This window comes from Mycobacterium sp. E2327, assembly GCF_001672675.1.
Taxonomy (GTDB): Bacteria; Actinomycetota; Actinomycetes; order Mycobacteriales; family Mycobacteriaceae; genus Mycobacterium.
Genome location: NZ_LZKE01000014.1, coordinates 1 through 18,428, shown reverse-complemented (window position 1 = coordinate 18,428; position 18,428 = coordinate 1). Strand labels below are relative to the sequence as shown.

Genomic DNA, 18,428 nt, shown 5'->3' with positions numbered 1-18,428 from the left:
TGACCGCCGGACCCGCCGGCCCCGCCGTTGCCGCCCGTACCGCCGTTGGTGCCGTTCAGGGCGCCGGCGACACCGGCCCCGCCGGTCCCGCCGACTCCGCCGGTTCCGCCTGCTCCACCTGCACCGCCGGTGCCGGAGAAGATCCCGCCGTTGCCGCCAGCGCCGCCTGCCCCGCCGCTGCCGCCGATGCCGCCGTTGGTGGCCGCGATTGCAGAGCCCGTGGTGCCGGTGACGCCGGTGCCGCCGGCGCCCCCCTGGCCGCCATTGCCGAAGAACCACGCGTGACCGCCGCGCCCCCCGGCCTGCCCGGGCCCACCCGAGCCGCCGTTACCGCCGTTGCCCCACAACAATCCGCCCGGCCCGCCGGGCTGCCCGGTCCCCGGCGCACCATTGATGCCGTTGCCGATCAACGGCGTCCCCAACAGCAAGTTGGTGGGCGTATTGATCACGGCCTTGACGTCGCTCCACGCCGTCTGCAACGGCGAGGCGTTCGCGGCCTCGGTGGCCAGATATGCGCTCCCGGCGGCATTCAACGCCTGCACGAACTGCTGGTGGAACGCTGCCGCCTGCGCGCTGGCTGCCTGAAAGGCCTGCGCGTGGCCGGAGAACAGCGACGCGATTGCCGCTGACACCTCGTCCTCGGCGGCGGCCAGCACCTGGGTGGTCGGGGCCGTCGCCGATGCGGTGGCCGCATTCAGCGTCGAGCCGATGCCCGCCACGTCCGACGCCGCGGACGTCAAAAATTCTGGAGCCGCGATTAGGTACGACATTGCTGTCCCTCCATCAGAGCGTTGAACGCTGATTGTCAGGCGGCCGAGCACACAGTCTTCCCGGGAGCGGACTACTGCAATTTCTGGGTGGGTCGATGAGCGACTACTGAAACTACGCATTTTCGGCACGCGGCGCTAGGTGCGCCGCGTGGCGCGGGCGACGAGGTACGCCAGCGCGTGATCGGTGCCGTCCGGCAGGGCGTCGGCGGGCCACCACCGCAGATCGTCGGACTCGTCACTGATCGCGATCTGCGCGGCGGCCGGCGCGTGGGCGACGAATTGCAGGTCGAGGTGGCGGGTCGGCACGCCCAGCGAGCAGGTGACCGGGTGCACGTGCACGGCGGCCAGCTCGGGCTCGATGCGCAGGCCGTCGATCCCGGATTCCTCGGTGGCCTCGCGCAGCGCGGCGGCGACGACGTCGGGGTCGTCCTCGTCGCAGTGCCCGCCCAGTTGTACCCAGCGGCCCAACCGCGGGTGCAGGGTCAGCAGCACCTGCGCGCCGGTGTGGTCGAGCACCAGCGCCGACGCCGTGACGTGGCCCGCCGCGCACTCCCGGCGGCAGGCGTCGGGGCGGCCGTGCACGAAGGCCAGCACCGCGTGCCGCAGCGAGTCCTGTGCGGGGTCGGGGGCGCGCCAGTCGCCGAGGAGCGAGATCGCCGACTCGCGAAGGCTCAACGGGAGCCCCGCCCGGTTCGGCGATCCCGCAGCGAGGCCCAGGCCGCGCGGCATTGCGTCACCACGCCGGGGGACAGGCCGAGCCCGTCGATCAGCACGTGGCGGTCGACGACGTCGAGCGCCTTGTCGACCTCGCCCGCCTTCAACAACAGGTCGACGTCGCAGGCGAGGTCGGCTCCGGCATACGCAGGTGGGGGAATGGGCAGCTGCTCGGCTTCCCTCGGTTCCAGCTCCAAGATGCCCCCACCGTAGCTGCGGCCCACGATCTCGGCGAACGCGAACGTCACGCTGTTGTGAAACACCGCGGCCAGCGAGCCCGCGTCGACACCGGGCGCGAGCCGGACCCGGTGCACGGTGTCGGTGCTCGTCGCTGCGACGGTGTTGACGGTCAGCCGCGGCGCCCGGTGAATCTGGCGCAGCAGGAACAGGTCGGGCATCCACAGCGACGGGGTGATCCACCACGGGGTGCGGATCGAGCACTTGTAGCCGCGGTGCACGCCCGCGGCCTCGCCGGCCCGCACGTGCGCGAGCAGGGCGGCGTCGGCCGGCTCGGGCGGCGCGTCGAGCAGCCAGGTCCGGTGTCCGGCGGCGAGATCGCTTGCGCGGCAGTCACTGTCGTATATCAGCCCGGTCAACTGCGCGCTGCGCGAGACGAGCGGGACGCACTGCGGCGTCAGCGCCAGTTCGCGGGCCCGCTCGTCGGTGAAGGTGAAGAAGCTGTTGCGGCCCGTCACGATCCCGACGTCCACGTCGGCGAGCGACCCGAGCCGGGTCATGGTCGGCGACGCCTTGAGCGCGCGCAGCAGCTCGATCGCGGCGGGGTCCAGGAAGTACTTGGTCCACTTCTCGTTTTCGTGCAGCAGCGCGGGCGCCCAGTCGGTTTCGAGATCGGCGTGGGCCAGCTCGGCGGCGTCGGCGAGGTGGACCGTGCGCATGCGCGCCGGGCCCGGCCCGGCCACGCCGCAGAACAAGACGACCTCCTGCAGGACGCCGTCGAACACCAACCGCTCGAACGTCACCAACGTGATCTCGGAAAACCGGCCGAGCAGAAACTCGCGCAGCTGCGCGGCGTAGCCGACCTGCAGCAGCTCGGCGGGCAGCACCAGGCCCACCCGTCCGCCGTCGCGCACCAGGACCGTGCCGGCTACGACGAACGGGACCCAGGCGTTGGTCAGCCGGCTGGGCCGCAGCCCCTCGCGGCGCATCAGCTCCAGCGCCGGATCGCGCTCGTCGGATGCCCAGTTGCCGAAGCGGATGTAGGGCGGATTGCCGGCGACGCCGTCCCACCCGCCGGCCTCAACGCCGGCCAGCCAGGTGAACAGGCTCTCGGCGTCCACGGGGCCGAATCGCCGCGCCTTGGCCGCCTCGTCAGCGATGAGCTCCACCCCGCGCACCCGACCGCCGAGGCTGGCCAGCTCGCGCAGGATCGCGCCGTCGCCGCAGGACGGTTCGACGATCCGCGGGCCGGCCTCGCGGACCCAGCGGGCCAGGAACCGCGCGACGGGGGCGGGTGTGTAGTAGCCGCCGCGGACCTTGTCGGCCGACGCCGCCGGCTTGCCCGCGAAATGCATGGGCCCAGTATTACTTGCGCAGTAGCAAATCCCCGGGGTCCGGCGCGGCGCGCGGCCCGGGCGGCACCCCGGCGGCCTCGGCGGCGTAGCCGATCGCGATGGCGCCCAACGGCTCCCAGTCGGCCGGGAGCTCCAGCTCGGCGCGGACCAGGTCGGCGGCGAAGATCGTCGACCCGATCCAGCAGCTGCCCACCCCCCGCACCGCCAGTGCGACCAGCAGAGCCTGCACGGCCGCCCCGACCGCGACGGTGAACATGGTGCGTTCGGCGGCGGTGCGCGCGGCGTCGGGATAGTCGTGGGCGCCCTCGGGGACCAGAAACGGGATGACGACCTCCGGCGCGTCGTAGAGGATCTGGCCGCGCGCCACCCGCCGCTCGACCGAGTCGGCGGGCCGGCCGTCGCCGGCCAGGTCCGCGCGCCACTTGTCCTTCATGCGGTCCAGCAGCCGGGTCCGGGTGCCCGGGGTGCGCAGCCACACGAACCGGACGGGCCGGGTGTGGTGGGGGGCCGGCGCGGTGAGCGCCTCGGCGACGGCGGCCTCGATCAGCTCGGGTGGCACCGGCTCGGCGCTGAACCGGCGCACCGACCGCCGCAGCAGCTGGGCCTCGCGGCGGCCCATGTCGAGGGCTTCGGCGGTGCCGAGCCAGAACAGGTCCTCCGCGCCGGGCCGCAGCAGCTGCCGCGCGGTCGAGCCGTCGTCGGCCACGGGCAGCCCGCGCACCACGGCCACCGGCATCGCGGTCAGCTTGCCCTTGACCAGATCCGCGGCGGCGGCGACCTCGTCGGCGATCGCGATCTCGGTGACGAGCAGCTCGTTGCCGTGCCGGTCGACGGCCCCCGAATAGCTGTGCAGCACACGAAGACCCGCCGCGCCGATGGCCGCGTCGGTCTGGCCGTTGCGCCAGGCGCGGCCCATCGTGTCGGTGATCACCACGGCCACGCCGACGCCGAGCCGCTCGCGCAGGGCGGCGCGCAGCGCCGCGGCGCTGGCGTCGGGGTCGACCGGCAGCAACGCCAGCTCGTCGTGGTCGACGTTGGAGCCGTCCACCCCGGCGGCCGCCTGGACCAGGCCAAGCCGGTTCTCGGTGATCAGCGTCTGGCCCTTGCGCGCCAGCACGCGCACCGCCTCGTCGTCGACCAGCTTGCGGCGCAGCCGGTCGCGCTCCGCGGCGTCCCGCGGAGCCGGAACCAGGCGGCCCTCGCACTTCGACACCACCTTGCTGGTCACCACCACGACGTCGCCGTCGCGCAGCCAAGGGGCGGCCGCGGCGACGGCGGCGGCGAGGTCGTCGCCGGGCCGGAACTCGGGGAGCCCGGTGACCGGAATGATCTCGATCGCCGAGCCGGTGCCGTGCTCGGTCACGGGGTCGGTCACGCCGTCACGCCCGCGAGCTCCAGCCCCGCGGCGACCATCTCGGCCGTCGCCTTGGGGTCGCGCATGATGAGCGGCACCGCGCGCACCGCCACGCCGGAGATGTCGGCCTCGTCGCCCTCGTGGATCAGCCAGCAATCCAGGATCCCGGTGGCCCGCCGCGCCCCGAAATGCCGGCCGACCGCCTCCGCGGTGGATTCGACCCCGATCACCGAGAGACACGCATCGGCCATGCCGCGCAACGGCTTTCCGCCGATGATCGGGGAGTAGCCGACGACGGGGGCCTCGGCCGCGCGCAGCGCCCCGCGAATGCCGGGGACCGCCAGGATGGCGCCGACGCTCACCACCGGGTTGGACGGCGCCAGCAGGATCACGTCGGCTTCGCCGATGGCCGCCACCGCTTCCGCTGTCGCGCTGGCCTTTTCGGCGCCGACGAACGCGAAGCTGTGCGTGGGCACCTGGGCCCGATACCGCACCCACCACTCCTGGAAGTGAATGGCGCGGCGGCTGTCGTCGGCTGGATCGGTGATGACCACGTGCGTCTCGCAGCGGTCGTCGCTCGCCGGCAGCAACCGCGCGCCCGGTTGCCAGCGGTCGCACAGCGCGGTGGTGATCTGCGACAGCGGATAGCCCGCGTTCAGCATCTGGGTGCGCACCAGATGGGTGCCCAGGTCGCGGTCGCCGAGTCCGAACCAGTCCGGCTGCACGCCGTAGCGCGCCAATTCCTCTTTGGCGTGCCAGGTTTCGTCGCGATGACCCCACCCTCGCTCCGGGTCGACACCTCCACCTAAGGTGTACATGCAGGTGTCCAAATCCGGACAGACGCGCACCCCGTGGATCCACGCATCGTCGCCGATGTTGACGACCGCGGTCAGTTCGTGTTCGCCGGCGTCTTGGCCCTGTTGCGAAAACTGACCCAGCCCGAGCAGCTGTTGAACACCCAGCAGGAACCGGGCGCCGCCAACCCCACCGACCAGAACGGTGACCTTCACTTGACCTTCACAGGGCTCGACAGTACTGCCCGTGTCGGGACTGTGATCGACACGCCGAAACGCGCAAGACAACGGAAACGCCGGAATTTGGTCACGAGATAATATGGAAATTCGCCATTACGCTTGACCGGGCAGGTTAACAAGTGTCTAATCACATCAGTGTCATTTCCCGGTTGGCCGGCCGATTCCGGTGTCGCAGACCGAGATTCGATCACATGTTCGAATTGTCTGTACATCAGAACAGTGGGAACTCACTCACTCTCTCAAATCAAACCTGAGGAGGCGGACGAAGCATGTCTTATGAGCACCTTCGGGGCGTCATGACAAGCACACCGCACAACACCATCGGCTCGTTGCCGGCGGCATCCGTCCGCCCGCATCTGACTGTGGTTCCCGATGCCCCAGTCGCTTTCGAGCCCGAGCCCGAGCCGCTGCCGACGCCGGATCAGTGGCAGGACCGCGCGCTATGCGCGCAGACCGATCCCGAGGCCTTCTTCCCGGAGAAGGGCGGCTCGACCCGCGAGGCCAAGAAGATCTGCCTCGGCTGCGAGGTGCGCCACGAGTGCCTCGAGTACGCCCTGGCCCATGACGAGCGCTTCGGCATCTGGGGCGGCCTCTCGGAGCGCGAGCGCCGCCGCCTCAAGCGCGGCATCATCTGACCCCCGCGCAACCTCATTCGTCGTCGATCGTGGGGTCGATGACCGAGGGCTCGACGTCCAGGTAGATGGCGACCTGGGCCACCAGGATTTCGTGCAGCAACTCGCCAAGCTCTTCCGTGTCCTTGGCACGTCTCTCAATCGGCTTGCGGAACAAGACAATTCGTGCCCGCGTGGAATTACCGCGGACGTCGACGCCGGCCGGAATCAGGCGGGCGAGCGCGATCGGCCCGTCGGCGATCACCTCGGGCGGCCACTGCACGCTGTCGGGGTCCTTGGCGGCGATGCGCGGGATTTCGTCGACCGCCACGTCGAGCTCCGACACCCGCTCTTGCCAGCGTCGCTCGATCGGTTCGTAGGCCTCCAGCACCGCCATGTCGAACCGCTCGGCCCGGCTGCGCCACCCCGGCACCGTCGGCGGCAGCAACGGGCCGCGCATGTCGCGGCCCCGGCGCGTCGCACGGTAGGAAGCCGAACGACGCCGCGACCGATCGCTTTGCGGGGAGCCGCGGGAATCACTCATCGGGCCGATGGTAACGGTTGGGAATCGCGGGTCCGGCGGATGCGCGTGTCCGGCGCTTCCGTGGCGTTTGCGCACGATAGCCTTTCGGTCGTGAACGTTCCCCGTCGCTGTTGCCGGCCCGGGTGTCCGCACTATGCCGTGGCGACCTTGACGTTCGTCTACTCGGATTCGACGGCAGTGGTGGGCCCGTTGGCCACCGCGCGGGAACCGCACTCCTGGGACCTGTGCGTCGGCCACGCCGGCCGGATCACCGCGCCCCGCGGTTGGGAGCTGGTGCGCCATGCCGGACCGCTGCTTGCCGAGCCCGTCCACCCCGACGAGGACGACCTGGTCGCCCTGGCCGACGCGGTGCGTGAGGGCCGCCCGGGCGACGCGGCCGTGCCCTACGGGGCCACGCCGGTCAACGGGTTTGCCGATCCGCACATCCAGCACGCCGGGGCCCATGCCACCGCGCCGAGCAGCGGGCTGCTCGCGCCTCCCGAGCATCGTTCCGGTCGGCGCCGCGGGCATCTGCGGGTGTTGCCCGACCCCTCGGACTAAGCCGGGACTAGGCCGGTCCACCCAGGTCTAACGCGCCACAGCCTTTCCTCGGGCCGATAGGCTGGCGCCAAGAGTCCACAGTCAGGAGCGTCAGGAGTCTCGCATGTCCCGGTCCGCCGCGACCGTTCACCGTGTCGTCAAGGCGTACGACGTGCGCGGGCTGGTCGGCGAGGAACTCGACGAGTCGCTCGTCACCGACCTGGGCGCGGCGTTCGCCAGGCTGATGCGCGGCGAGGGTGCCACGCGGGTGGCGATCGGCCACGACATGCGGGACAGTTCGCCGGCGCTGGCCGCCGCGTTCGCGGGCGGGGTGCAAAGCCAGGGCTTGGACGTGGTGCGGATCGGCCTGGCGTCCACCGACCAGCTCTATTTCGCCTCGGGGCTGCTCGACTGCCCGGGCGCGATGTTCACCGCGAGCCACAACCCGGCGGCCTATAACGGCGTCAAGCTGTGCCGGGCCGGCGCCAAACCGGTGGGCGCCGAGACCGGGCTGGCCGTCATCAGCGACGAACTGATCGCCGGCGTCCCGTCGTACGACGGGCCGGCCGGCACCGCCACCGATCAGGACGTGCTCGCCGACTACGGGACGTTCCTGCGTTCGCTGGTGAACACCTCCGGGCTGCGCCCGCTGCGGGTGGCCGTGGACGCCGGTAACGGCATGGCCGGCCACACCGCCCCGGCGGTGCTCGGCCCCGTCGACTCGATCACCGTGTTGCCGTTGTACTTCGAACTCGACGGCTCGTTCCCCAATCACGAGGCCAACCCGCTGGACCCCGCCAACCTGGTGGACCTGCAGAAGTTCGTGCGCGACAGCGGAGCCGATATCGGGCTCGCCTTCGACGGCGACGCCGACCGGTGCTTCGTGGTCGACGAACGCGGCCACGTGGTTGCGCCGTCGACGGTGACCAGCCTGGTGGCCGCGCGCGAGCTGGGCCGCGAGATCGGCGCCACGATCATCCACAACGTGATCACCTCCCGCGCGGTGCCCGAACTGGTCACCGAACGCGGCGGCACACCGCTGCGCTCGCGCGTCGGCCACTCCTATATCAAGGCGCTGATGGCCGACACCGGCGCGATCTTCGGCGGTGAGCACTCCGCGCACTACTACTTCCGCGACTTCTGGGGTGCCGACTCCGGGATGCTGGCGGCGCTCTACGTGCTGGCCGCCCTCGGCGAACAGGACCGGCCGCTCTCGGAGCTGACCGCCGACTACCAGCGCTACGAATCGTCCGGCGAGATCAACTTCAAGGTCGCCGACGCGTCGTATTGTGTGGACGCGGTGCTGAAGTCGTTCGGCACCCGGATTCAGTCCATCGATCATCTGGACGGGGTGACGGTCGATTTGGGCGACGGCAGCTGGTTCAACCTGCGCAGCTCCAACACCGAGCCGCTGTTGCGGCTCAACGTGGAGGGCCGCACCGCCGACGACGTCGACGCGCTGGTCGCCGCGATCAGCACCCAGATCGCGGCCCAAGAGGCCGCCCCGTGAGCACCACCCGGGCGATCGACCTGGAAGACACCGACGGCCTGCTGGAAGCCGACCGGCAGGGCCTGCTACGGGCGGCCTCGTCGGCCGGCGCGCAGGTGCGCGCGATCGGCGCCGCGGCCGACGAGGGCGCGCTGGACGCGCTGCGGACCGACGACCGCGCGCGCAGCGTGATCTGGGTGGCCGGCCGCGGGACCGCCGAGACGGCCGGGGCGCTGCTGGCCGCGACGCTGGGCGGGGCGGCCTCCCAGCCGATCACGGTCGTCGGCGAGGCGCCGCCGTGGGTCGGCCCGCTCGACGTGCTGATCGTCGCCGGCGACGACCCCGGCGATCCCGCGCTGGTGAGCGCCGCCGCGACCGGGGTGCGCCGGGGCTCGCGCGTCGTCGTCGCGGCGCCGTACGAGGGTCCGCTGCGCGACTCGACGGCGGGGCGGGCCGCGGTGCTCGAGCCGCGGGTCCGGGTACCCGCCGAGTTCGGCCTGTGCCGGTACCTGGCCGCCGGACTGGCCGTGCTGCAAGCCGTCGACCCGCGACCCGGTGTCGAGCTGGGGCCGCTGGCCGACGCGTTGGACGCCGAGGCCCTGCGCAACAGCGCCGGCCGCGAGCTGTTCACCAACCCGGCCAAGCACATCGCCGAGCGGCTGGTCGGTCGCCGGGCGGCGCTGGCCGGCGACTGCGCCGCGACGCTGGCGCTGGCCCGGCACGGCAGTTCGGTGCTGCTGCGGCTCGCCCACGAGGTCGTCGCCGCCACCGGGTTGGCCGACGCGGTGGTGGCGCTGCGGACGGCGACTGATGGCTCCGGGGGCGCCGCGTCCTCGGTCGAGGACCTGTTTCACGACGAGGAGATCGACGGGCCCCGGCCCGACCGGCTCCGGGTGCTGGCCCTGACGCTGCGCGACGAGCAGACGGTGGTGGCCGCGCGGACCGCCGGCCTGGAAAACGTGTACTTGCTGGCGGCCGAGGACGTGCCGGACGGGCCCGGTGGCTCGGCCGGTTCCACTGTTGCGCCGGCGTTGGGGGGCGCCGTCAGCGCCGAGCAGCAACTGGCAGTATTGGCCGTTCGGCTGGAGATGGCCGCGGTTTACATGCGACTGGTGCGGGGATAAATAGACAAGTGGAACTGCTTCGCGGGGCCTTGAGGACGTACGCCTGGGGATCGCGCACCGCCCTGGCGGAATTCACCGGACGGGCGGTTCCGGCGGCTCATCCGGAGGCCGAGCTGTGGTTCGGGGCGCACCCCGGCGACCCGGCCTGGCTGGAGACCAACAAGGGCGAGGTGTCGTTGCTGGAGGCCGTCGTCGCCGACCCGGAGGGACAGCTCGGCCCGGGTTCGCGCGCCCGGTTCGGGGACGTGTTGCCGTTTTTGGTCAAGGTGCTCGCCGCCGACGAGCCGCTGTCGCTGCAGGCCCACCCGAGCACCGAGCAGGCGGTCGAGGGGTACCTGCGCGAGGAGCGCCTGGGCATCCCGGTCAATTCGCCGGTCCGCAACTATCGCGACACCTCCCACAAACCGGAGTTGTTGGTAGCGCTGCAGTCGTTCGAGGCGCTGGCCGGGTTTCGCCAGGCGTCGCGGACCGTCGAGCTGCTCCGCGCGCTGAACGTCTCCGACCTCGACCCCTACATCGACCTGCTGAACGACCAGTCCGACGCCGACGGCCTGCGCGCGCTGTTCACCACCTGGATCACCGCTCCGCAGCCCGACATCGACGTGCTGGTGCCCGCCGTGCTGGACGGCGCGATCCAGTACGTCAGTTCCGGGGCAACGGAATTCGCGGCCGAGGCCAAGACGGTGCTGGAGCTGGGGGAACGCTATCCCGGTGACGCCGGTGTGCTGGCGGCGTTGTTGCTCAACCGCATCACCCTGGCGCCCGGAGAGGCCATCTTCGTGTCTGCCGGCAACCTGCACACCTATCTGCGCGGCTTCGCCGTCGAGGTGATGGCCAACTCCGACAACGTGTTACGCGGCGGGCTCACCCCCAAGCACGTCGACGTGCCCGAGCTGCTGCGGGTGCTGGACTTCACGCCCACCACCGAGGCGCAGCTGCGCCCGCCCATCCGCCGCGAGGGGTTCGGCCAGATCTACCAGACGCCGACCGACGAGTTCGCCGTCGCGCTGCTGGCACTCGACGGCGAGTACCTCGGCCACGAGGTCGACGCGGGCTGCGCCCACGAGGGCCCGCAGATCCTGTTGAGCACCCAGGGCTGTACGACGGTGCACGCCAAGTCCGGATCGCTCACGCTGGAGCGCGGAATGGCGGCCTGGGTGGCGGCCGACGACGGACCGATTCGCCTCGTCGCGCGGGAGCCCTCCAAACTGTTCAGGGCGACCGTAGGGCTGTGAGCGGGCGCTGCCGGGCTTCCCGGCGCTCGCGCAGCCACAGCCGCATGTTGTGCGCCATGGCGCGGCCCACGATCCGCGGCGGCGGGACCATGTACAGGCTGTCCAGCAGCGAGAACCGGCGCAAAAACCATTCGGCCAGAACGGGATCCGTCTCGGCCGCCCCGAGGAACTGGTCGAACAGCGCGCCGGACGGCCGCCACCACCACGGCGTCCGCCCCTTGGGCCGGGCGTGGTGGAAGGTGATGTCGCCGATCGCGTTCATCATCCATACCGGGTAGGTCGTCCGGGCGGTGGCCCGATTCAGTTCTCGCGCAAGGTCATTCGATTGCAGCGCCCGGCGCAGATGACCGGCCTGCAACACCGTCATCGTCATGCCCTGCCCGAAGGTCGGGTTGAAGCTCGCGACGGCGTCACCGAGCGGGACGATGCCGGCCGGGAAGCGGTCCAGCCTGTGGTAGCGGCGCCACCGGCTGGCCGGGAACGCGTGATACGCCGGCTCGCCGACGGGTTCGGCCTGCGCCAGAGCGGAATTGAAGTGCGCGGGCAGCAGCTTGCCGGCCAGCGCCAGCATCTCCGGGAATGTCGCGGGCGGCTTGGCACCCGCCACCCCGAACGTGGTGAGCACCCAGACCCGGTCCTCGTAGTGCAGCATGCCCAGCCCCAGCGACTCGTCGTGGGACGCCCCGGCCACCACCACCTTCTCGGCGATCAGGCCCTCCGGCATGCGGAACTGCTGGGTGGCGTAGTTGATGCCGATGTCGATGGTGGCCTCGACCGGGCGCTCGAATCCCCACTGCTCCAACCACACCGGCAGGCGGGTGCCCCGGCCGGCGGCGTCGACGACGAGATCGGCCGCCACGAACTCCGGCTCCGCGTCCCCCTGCGGGTCGAGCAACACGCCGGTCACGCGCTGGCGCGCGGGGTCGAACCGCGGCTCGGCCACCGAGCGGCGGATGATCTCGACGTTCTCGATGTCCTGGACGCGCCGGCGCACCTGCCACTCCAGGTGCGGGCGGCTGGGCACGTAGGCGGTGAACTCGTCGCGCAGCGTGTGCCCCGTTCCCAGGACGTGGCCCGCGGCGCCCAGGTGAATGCAGTCCGGCCGGTTCTCCAGGATCGGCACGCCCGCGTCGACCATGTCGTCGAGCAGGCCGGGGAACAGATCCTCGAACTCCGCCGCGCCGCGGGCCATCAGCATGTGCAGGTGCCGGTCCTGGGGGACCGTCGCGCGGTTCGCCGGCGCGCTCGGCAACTCGTCGCGCTCGTACACGCTGACCCGCGTATAGAAGTCCGACAGCACCCGCGCGGCGCACAGCCCGGCGATGCTTCCCCCGATGACCACGGCATGGTCCCGCATGTCTCCCCCGCTTTCCGCTATGCCCGCAGACTACCCAGTACTGTGCGGTCCAACGGGACCCAACGGGTCCCAACGGGTCCCGGAGGCGGACGAATGGCAAATCGATGGCGCACGAAGTCGGTCGAGCAATCGATCGCCGACACCGACGAGCCGGAGACCCGGCTGCGCAGGGAGTTGACCTGGTGGGACCTGGTCGTGTTCGGCGTCGCGGTGGTGATCGGCGCCGGCATCTTCACGGTCACCGCCTCGACCACCGGCGACATCACCGGACCGGCCATCTGGATCTCGTTCGTGATCGCCGCGGTCACCTGCGCGCTGGCGGCCCTGTGCTACGCCGAATTCGCCTCGACCCTGCCGGTGGCGGGCAGCGCCTACACGTTCTCCTATGCCACCTTCGGTGAGTTCCTGGCCTGGATCATCGGCTGGAACCTGGTGCTGGAGTTGGCGATCGGGGCCGCCGTGGTGTCCAAGGGCTGGTCGAGCTACCTGGGGAACGTGTTCGGATTCGCCGGTGGCACAGTGCAACTCGGATCGGTCAACCTCGACTGGGGTGCGCTCCTGATCGTCGCGGTGGTGGCGACCCTGGTCGGCCTGGGCACCAAGCTGTCGTCCCGATTCTCCGCCGTGATCACCGGCATCAAGGTGTCGGTGGTGATTTTCGTCGTGCTGGTCGGGGTCTTCTACATCAAGCGCTCCAACTACTCGCCGTTCATCCCGAAGCCGGAGGCCGGGCACGACTCGTCGGGCATCAACCAGTCCGTGCTGTCGCTGCTGACTGGCGCGCACAGCAGCCACTACGGTCTCTACGGCGTACTGGCGGGGGCCTCGATCGTGTTCTTCGCGTTCATCGGGTTCGACATCGTGGCCACCATGGCCGAGGAGACCAAGAAGCCGCAGCGCGACGTGCCCAGGGGCATCCTGGTGTCGCTGGCGATCGTGACCGTCCTGTATGTCGCGGTCTCGGTCGTGCTGTCCGGCATGGTCTCCTACACCCAGCTCAAGACCGCGCCCGGCCACAAGCCGGCCAACCTTGCCACGGCCTTCGCGGCCAACGGGATCGACTGGGCCAGCAAGATCATCGCCGTCGGGGCGCTGGCCGGGTTGACCACGGTGGTGATGGTGCTGGTGCTGGGGCAGTGCCGGGTGTTGTTCGCGATGGCGCGCGACGGGCTGCTGCCGCGGTCGCTGGCCAAGACCGGCGCGCGCGGGACCCCGGTCCGGATCACCGTGCTGGTCGCCGTCGTGATCGCGGCGACGGCCTCCGTGTTCCCGATCGCCAAGCTCGAGGAGATGGTCAACGTCGGCACGCTGTTCGCGTTCGTCCTGGTGTCGGCGGGCGTCATGGTCCTGCGCCGCACCCGTCCCGACCTGGAGCGGGGCTTCCGGGCGCCGTGGGTGCCGCTGCTGCCCATCGCGTCGATCGCCGCCTGCGCGTGGCTGATGCTGAACCTCAGCGCCCTGACCTGGGTGCGGTTCGGTGTCTGGCTGGTGGTGGGCACCGCGATCTATGCCGGCTACGGGTACCGGCACTCCGTTCAGGGGCGCCGGCAATCCGGGGAGCTCGCCTCGGTGGCCCCGGCGGAGGCGCGCCCGGCCGGCTGAACCCCCTGGTTTACAAATTGGCGCTCTGTGTCTAGACACAAGACGCAAACTGCCGTATTGTCCAAATCGAGATGCGACCCGGTTCGCCGAGCCTGTAATTCCGCAGGTCTTCACTAGCACTTTGTCTGCAGATTTACAGGCTCGGCGACGGTCCATGACTTCGAGGAGGTTTGGCATATGACCACACTGCGGCCCGAGGAAGCGCCGGTCTGGCGGGACAAGAAGCGCCACCTGTGGCTGATGGGGCTGATCGCCCCGACGGCGCTGTTCGTGATGCTGCCGATCGTCTGGGCGCTCAACCGGCTCGGCTGGCACGCCGCCGCGCAGGTGCCGCTGTGGATCGGGCCGATCCTGCTCTACGTGCTGCTGCCGATCCTCGACCTGCGGTTCGGGCCCGACGGGCAGAACCCGCCCGACGAGGTGATGGAACGGCTGGAGAACGACAAGTACTACCGCTACTGCACCTACGTCTACATCCCGTTCCAGTACCTCAGCGTGGTCCTGGGCGCCTACCTGTTCACCGCGTCGAACCTGGGCTGGCTCGGCTTTGACGGCGGCTTGGGCTGGGCGGGCAAGCTGGGTGTGGCGCTATCGGTCGGGGTCCTCGGCGGGGTGGGGATCAACACGGCCCACGAGATGGGGCACAAGAAGGACTCCCTGGAACGCTGGCTTTCCAAGGTCACCCTCGCACAGTCCTGCTACGGCCACTTCTACATCGAGCACAACCGCGGCCACCACGTGCGCGTCTCGACCCCGGAGGACCCGGCGTCGGCGCGCTTCGGCGAGACCTTCTGGAAGTTCTTGCCGCGCAGCGTGTTCGGCAGCCTGCGCTCGGCGCTGGGGCTGGAGGCGCAGCGGCTGCGCCGACTCGGCAAGAGCCCGTGGGACCCCCGGACCTACCTGTCCAACGACGTGCTCAACGCGTGGCTGATGTCGGTGCTGCTGTGGGGCGCGCTGATCGCGATCTTCGGCCCGGGCCTGATCGGATTCGTGATCATCCAGGCGGTCTTCGGGTTCAGCCTGCTCGAGGCGGTCAACTACCTCGAGCACTACGGGCTGCTGCGGCAGAAGCTCGACAACGGTCGCTATGAGCGGTGCGCCCCGGTGCACAGCTGGAACTCCGATCACGTGGTGACCAACCTTTTCCTGTATCACCTGCAGCGGCACAGCGATCACCACGCCAACCCGACACGCCGCTACCAGACGCTGCGCAGCCTGGAGGGCTCGCCCAACCTGCCGAGCGGGTACGCGTCGATGATCTCGCTGACCTACTTCCCGCCACTGTGGCGGCGGGTGATGGACCACCGCGTCCTGGCGCACTACGACGGCGACATCACCCGGGTCAACATCGCGCCCCGGCTGCGCGAAAAGCTGCTCGCCTCCTACGAGGTGGCGGCATGATCGCCTACCGCTGCCCGGGTTGCGGCTACCTTTATGACGAAGCCAAAGGCGCTCCGCGGGAAGGCTTTCCCGCGGGCACGCCCTTCAGCGACATCCCCGACGACTGGTGCTGCCCCGATTGCGCGGTGCGCGAGAAGGCGGACTTCGAGAAGGAAGGTGTGACGGCATGAGCGACTACAAGCTGTTCCGCTGCATCCAGTGCGGCTTCGAGTACGACGAGGCGCTGGGCTGGCCGGAGGACGGCATCGCGCCCGGCACCCGCTGGGACGACATCCCCGACGACTGGAGCTGCCCGGACTGCGGCGCCGCGAAATCCGACTTCGAAATGGTGGAAGTGGCCAGACCGTGAGCGCCTCGACCACTACTGTCGCGCCTGTGAAGCGGATGCCGTATGCCGAGGCGTCACGCGTCCTGTTGCGCGACTCGGTGCTCGACGCGATGCGCGACCTGCTGCTGGCCCGGGACTGGTCGGCGATCACGCTGTCGGACGTCGCCCGCGCCGCGGGCATCAGCCGGCAGACCATCTACAACGAGTTCGGCTCGCGCCAGGGCCTGGCGCAGGGGTACGCCCTGCGCCTGGCCGACCGCCTGGTCGACGCGGTCGGATCCGCGATCGACGCCAACGTCGGCAACATCCACGAGGCGTTCCTCCAGGGTTTTCGCTCCTTCTTCGCGGAGTCGGCCGCCGACCCGCTGGTGATCTCGTTGCTGACCGGCGTCGCCAAGCCCGACCTGCTGCAGATCATCACCACCGACAGCGGGCCCATCATCAACCGGTCGTCGGCGCGGCTGACCACCGCGCTGACCCAGAGCTGGGTGGCGACCAGCGATGAGGACGCCGGGGTGCTCGCCCGCGCCATCGTGCGGCTGGCGCTGAGCTACGTGTCCATGCCGCCGAGCGCCGATCTGGGGGCACCTCCCGCCGAAGGCAGGGGAGACGTGGCGGCGGACCTGGCCCGGCTGATGACGCCGTTCGCGGAGCGTCATGGGGTCGCGGCTACAGTGGCGGAAGAACATACCTAAGCTAAGTACCGCTTGGCTCGAGCGAGCCCCCCAAACGTCGAAGAAGGAAGACCACGCTATGACGACGACCGAAAGCTCCCTGACCGCCGACGTCCGCAATGGCATCGATTTCAAGGTCGCCGACCTGTCGTTGGCCGATTACGGCCGCCGTGACATCGAGCTCTCCGAGCAGGAGATGCCGGGCCTGATGTCGCTGCGTCGCGAGTACGCCGACGTGCAGCCGCTCAAGGGGGCGCGGATTTCGGGCTCGCTGCATATGACCGTGCAGACCGCGGTGCTCATCGAGACCCTCGTCTCGCTCGGCGCGCAGGTCCGCTGGGCGTCGTGCAACATCTTCTCCACCCAGGACCACGCCGCGGCCGCGGTGGTCGTTGGCCCGTACGGCACCCCGGAGGAGCCCAAGGGCGTCCCGGTGTTCGCCTGGAAGGGCGAGACGCTGGAGGAGTACTGGTGGGCCGCCGAGCAGATGCTGACCTGGCCCGACGAGCCCGCGAACATGATCCTCGACGACGGCGGGGATGCCACCATGCTGGTGCTGCGCGGCGCGCAGTACGAGAAGGCCGGAGTGGTGCCGCCCGCCGAGGACGACGACCCCACCGAGTGGAAGGTCTTCCTGGAGCTGCTGCGCAACCGCTTCGAGACCGACAAGGACAAATGGACGAAGATCTCCGAGTCGGTCAAGGGCGTCACCGAGGAGACCACCACCGGCGTGCTGCGGCTCTACCAGTTCGCGGCGGCCGGTGACCTGGCCTTCCCGGCGATCAACGTCAACGACTCGGTCACCAAGTCCAAGTTCGACAACAAGTACGGCTGCCGGCACTCCCTGATCGACGGCATCAACCGCGGCACCGACGTGCTGATCGGCGGCAAGAAGGTGCTGATCTGTGGCTACGGCGACGTCGGCAAGGGCTGCGCCGACTCGGTCAAGGGCCAGGGCGCGCGCGTCGTCGTCACCGAGATCGACCCGATCAACGCGCTGCAGGCCCTGATGGAGGGCTACGACGTCAAGACGGTCGAGGACGCGATCGGCGAGGCCGACATCGTCATTACCGCCACCGGCAACAAGGACATCATCACGCTCGAGCACATGAAGGCGATGAAGGACCACGCCGTGCTGGGCAACATCGGGCACTTCGACAACGAGATCCAGGTCGCCCAGCTCGAGAAGTCCGGCGCCACCAAGGTGAACATCCGCCCGCAGGTCGACGTGTGGACGTTCCCGGACAGCGGCAAGTCGATCATCCTGCTCTCCGAGGGCCGGCTGCTCAACCTGGGCAACGCCACCGGGCACCCGTCGTTCGTGATGAGCAACAGCTTCTCGAACCAGGTGATCGCGCAGATCGAGCTGTGGACCAAGAACGACGAGTACGACAACGAGGTGTACCGGCTGCCCAAGCACCTCGACGAGAAGGTGGCGCGCATCCACGTCGAGGCGCTCGGCGGCCAGCTGACCAAGCTGACCAAGGAGCAGGCCGAGTACATCGGCGTCGACGTCGACGGCCCCTACAAGGCTGACCACTACCGCTACTGATGCGCTGAATCGCCGAGCGTCACGCCAGCGCGGCGTTCGGCCTCGAGCGTCACGCCAGCGTGGCGCTCGCGGGCCGGGATAGGCTCGCGCCGTGCTGATCGCGATCGAAGGGGTCGACGGTTCCGGCAAGCGGACGCTGTCCGACGGCCTGGGCAAGGCCTTCGAAGCCGCCGGGAAGTCGGTTGCCACGCTGGCGTTCCCGCGTTACGGGCAGTCGGTGACCGCCGACATCGCGGCCGAAGCGTTGCACGGCGGGCACGGCGACCTGGCGTCGTCGGTGTACGCGATGGCCACGCTGTTCGCGCTCGACCGCGCCGGGGCGATCGGGCAGATCGCGGCGCTGGGCCGCGACCATGACGTGGTGATCCTGGATCGCTACGTCGCCTCCAACGCGGCCTACAGCGCGGCGCGCCTGCACCAGGACGCGGCCGGGGAGGCGGCCGCGTGGGTGCACCGGCTCGAATACGAGCGGTTGGGGCTGCCCACGCCGGACTGGCAGGTGCTGCTCGCGGTGCCCGCCGAACTCGCCGCGCGGCGGGCCCGGCACCGGGCCGAGCACGAGCCGGGCCGCGCGCGGGACAGTTACGA

General features: G+C 70.2%; 19 protein-coding genes. 12 read left to right on the top strand and 7 right to left on the bottom strand.

The features are described 5' to 3' along the window. The 5 genes from A5712_RS01755 to cofD all read right to left on the bottom strand — a co-directional run. On the bottom strand, positions 1–770 hold a 770-nt coding region (locus A5712_RS01755; protein ID WP_156766363.1), incomplete at its 3' end, for a PE family protein. 135 nt (positions 771–905) lie between these two features. Next, complete coding sequence (locus A5712_RS01750; protein ID WP_068100566.1) at positions 906–1,499, bottom strand: NUDIX hydrolase; 594 nt, start codon at positions 1,497–1,499, stop codon at positions 906–908. Beyond that, positions 1,442–3,016: a class I SAM-dependent methyltransferase gene (locus tag A5712_RS01745; RefSeq protein ID WP_068100564.1), complete on the bottom strand. Its 1,575-nt coding sequence runs from the start codon at positions 3,014–3,016 to the stop codon at positions 1,442–1,444. Before A5712_RS01745 ends, A5712_RS01750 begins: the two co-directional genes overlap by 58 nt. 10 nt (positions 3,017–3,026) lie before the next feature. Then, positions 3,027–4,391, bottom strand: coding sequence for a coenzyme F420-0:L-glutamate ligase (locus tag A5712_RS01740; protein ID WP_068100560.1), 1,365 nt, complete (start codon positions 4,389–4,391; stop codon positions 3,027–3,029). Continuing rightward, positions 4,388–5,380 (bottom strand): 2-phospho-L-lactate transferase, encoded by a 993-nt coding sequence (gene cofD / locus A5712_RS01735; RefSeq protein WP_068100558.1) that lies wholly within the window; start codon positions 5,378–5,380, stop codon positions 4,388–4,390. The genes A5712_RS01740 and cofD overlap by 4 nt, the downstream gene beginning before the upstream one ends. A 320-nt stretch (positions 5,381–5,700) precedes the next feature. Here cofD and A5712_RS01730 point away from each other — a divergent pair, with 320 nt between their 5' ends. Then, positions 5,701–6,039 (top strand): WhiB family transcriptional regulator, encoded by a 339-nt coding sequence (locus tag A5712_RS01730; RefSeq protein ID WP_068100556.1) that lies wholly within the window; start codon positions 5,701–5,703, stop codon positions 6,037–6,039. Between the two features lie 13 nt (positions 6,040–6,052). Here the strand turns inward: A5712_RS01730 and A5712_RS01725 are convergent, their stop codons facing one another. Continuing rightward, a complete protein-coding gene (locus tag A5712_RS01725; protein WP_068100554.1) occupies positions 6,053–6,475 on the bottom strand; it encodes a metallopeptidase family protein in 423 nt (140 codons plus the stop codon). 174 nt (positions 6,476–6,649) lie between these two features. On the opposite strand from A5712_RS01725, the gene A5712_RS01720 reads away from it, so the two are divergent. The 4 genes from A5712_RS01720 to manA all read left to right on the top strand — a co-directional run bounded on the left by A5712_RS01720 (position 6,650) and on the right by manA (position 10,926). Beyond that, complete coding sequence (locus A5712_RS01720) at positions 6,650–7,099, top strand: DUF3499 domain-containing protein (protein WP_193791409.1); 450 nt, start codon at positions 6,650–6,652, stop codon at positions 7,097–7,099. Between the two features lie 103 nt (positions 7,100–7,202). Beyond that, complete coding sequence (locus A5712_RS01715; RefSeq protein WP_068100548.1) at positions 7,203–8,588, top strand: phosphomannomutase/phosphoglucomutase; 1,386 nt, start codon at positions 7,203–7,205, stop codon at positions 8,586–8,588. Beyond that, entirely contained in the window at positions 8,585–9,691 is a 1,107-nt protein-coding gene (locus tag A5712_RS01710; protein WP_068100545.1) for a TobH protein, read from the top strand. The genes A5712_RS01715 and A5712_RS01710 overlap by 4 nt, the downstream gene beginning before the upstream one ends. A gap of 8 nt (positions 9,692–9,699) precedes the next feature. Continuing rightward, entirely contained in the window at positions 9,700–10,926 is a 1,227-nt protein-coding gene (manA, locus tag A5712_RS01705) for a mannose-6-phosphate isomerase, class I (RefSeq protein ID WP_068100543.1), read from the top strand. Here manA and A5712_RS01700 read toward each other — a convergent pair. Then, the gene (locus tag A5712_RS01700; protein ID WP_156766364.1) at positions 10,904–12,268 is read right to left on the bottom strand and encodes an NAD(P)/FAD-dependent oxidoreductase; all 1,365 of its coding nucleotides are present in this window, start codon (positions 12,266–12,268) and stop codon (positions 10,904–10,906) included. The two genes, manA and A5712_RS01700, sit on opposite strands and share 23 nt — an antisense overlap. A gap of 108 nt (positions 12,269–12,376) precedes the next feature. Here A5712_RS01700 and A5712_RS01695 point away from each other — a divergent pair, with 108 nt between their 5' ends. From A5712_RS01695 to A5712_RS01665, 7 genes are all read left to right on the top strand, one after another. Continuing rightward, the gene (locus tag A5712_RS01695) at positions 12,377–13,885 is read left to right on the top strand and encodes an amino acid permease (RefSeq protein ID WP_068100535.1); all 1,509 of its coding nucleotides are present in this window, start codon (positions 12,377–12,379) and stop codon (positions 13,883–13,885) included. 177 nt (positions 13,886–14,062) lie between these two features. Further along, positions 14,063–15,286 (top strand): alkane 1-monooxygenase, encoded by a 1,224-nt coding sequence (locus A5712_RS01690; RefSeq protein WP_068100533.1) that lies wholly within the window; start codon positions 14,063–14,065, stop codon positions 15,284–15,286. Continuing rightward, a complete protein-coding gene (locus A5712_RS01685) occupies positions 15,283–15,456 on the top strand; it encodes a rubredoxin (RefSeq protein ID WP_068100532.1) in 174 nt (57 codons plus the stop codon). Before A5712_RS01690 ends, A5712_RS01685 begins: the two co-directional genes overlap by 4 nt. Further along, positions 15,453–15,635, top strand: coding sequence for a rubredoxin RubB (gene rubB / locus A5712_RS01680; protein ID WP_068100530.1), 183 nt, complete (start codon positions 15,453–15,455; stop codon positions 15,633–15,635). The genes A5712_RS01685 and rubB overlap by 4 nt, the downstream gene beginning before the upstream one ends. A 35-nt stretch (positions 15,636–15,670) precedes the next feature. Further along, positions 15,671–16,309 carry a TetR family transcriptional regulator gene (locus tag A5712_RS01675; RefSeq protein WP_369830344.1) on the top strand — a complete coding sequence of 213 codons (639 nt, stop codon included), beginning with the start codon at positions 15,671–15,673 and terminating at the stop codon, positions 16,307–16,309. A gap of 58 nt (positions 16,310–16,367) precedes the next feature. Then, a complete protein-coding gene (gene ahcY / locus A5712_RS01670) occupies positions 16,368–17,840 on the top strand; it encodes an adenosylhomocysteinase (RefSeq protein WP_067160971.1) in 1,473 nt (490 codons plus the stop codon). 91 nt (positions 17,841–17,931) lie between these two features. Then, on the top strand, positions 17,932–18,428 hold a 497-nt coding region (locus tag A5712_RS01665), incomplete at its 3' end, for a dTMP kinase (protein WP_068100527.1).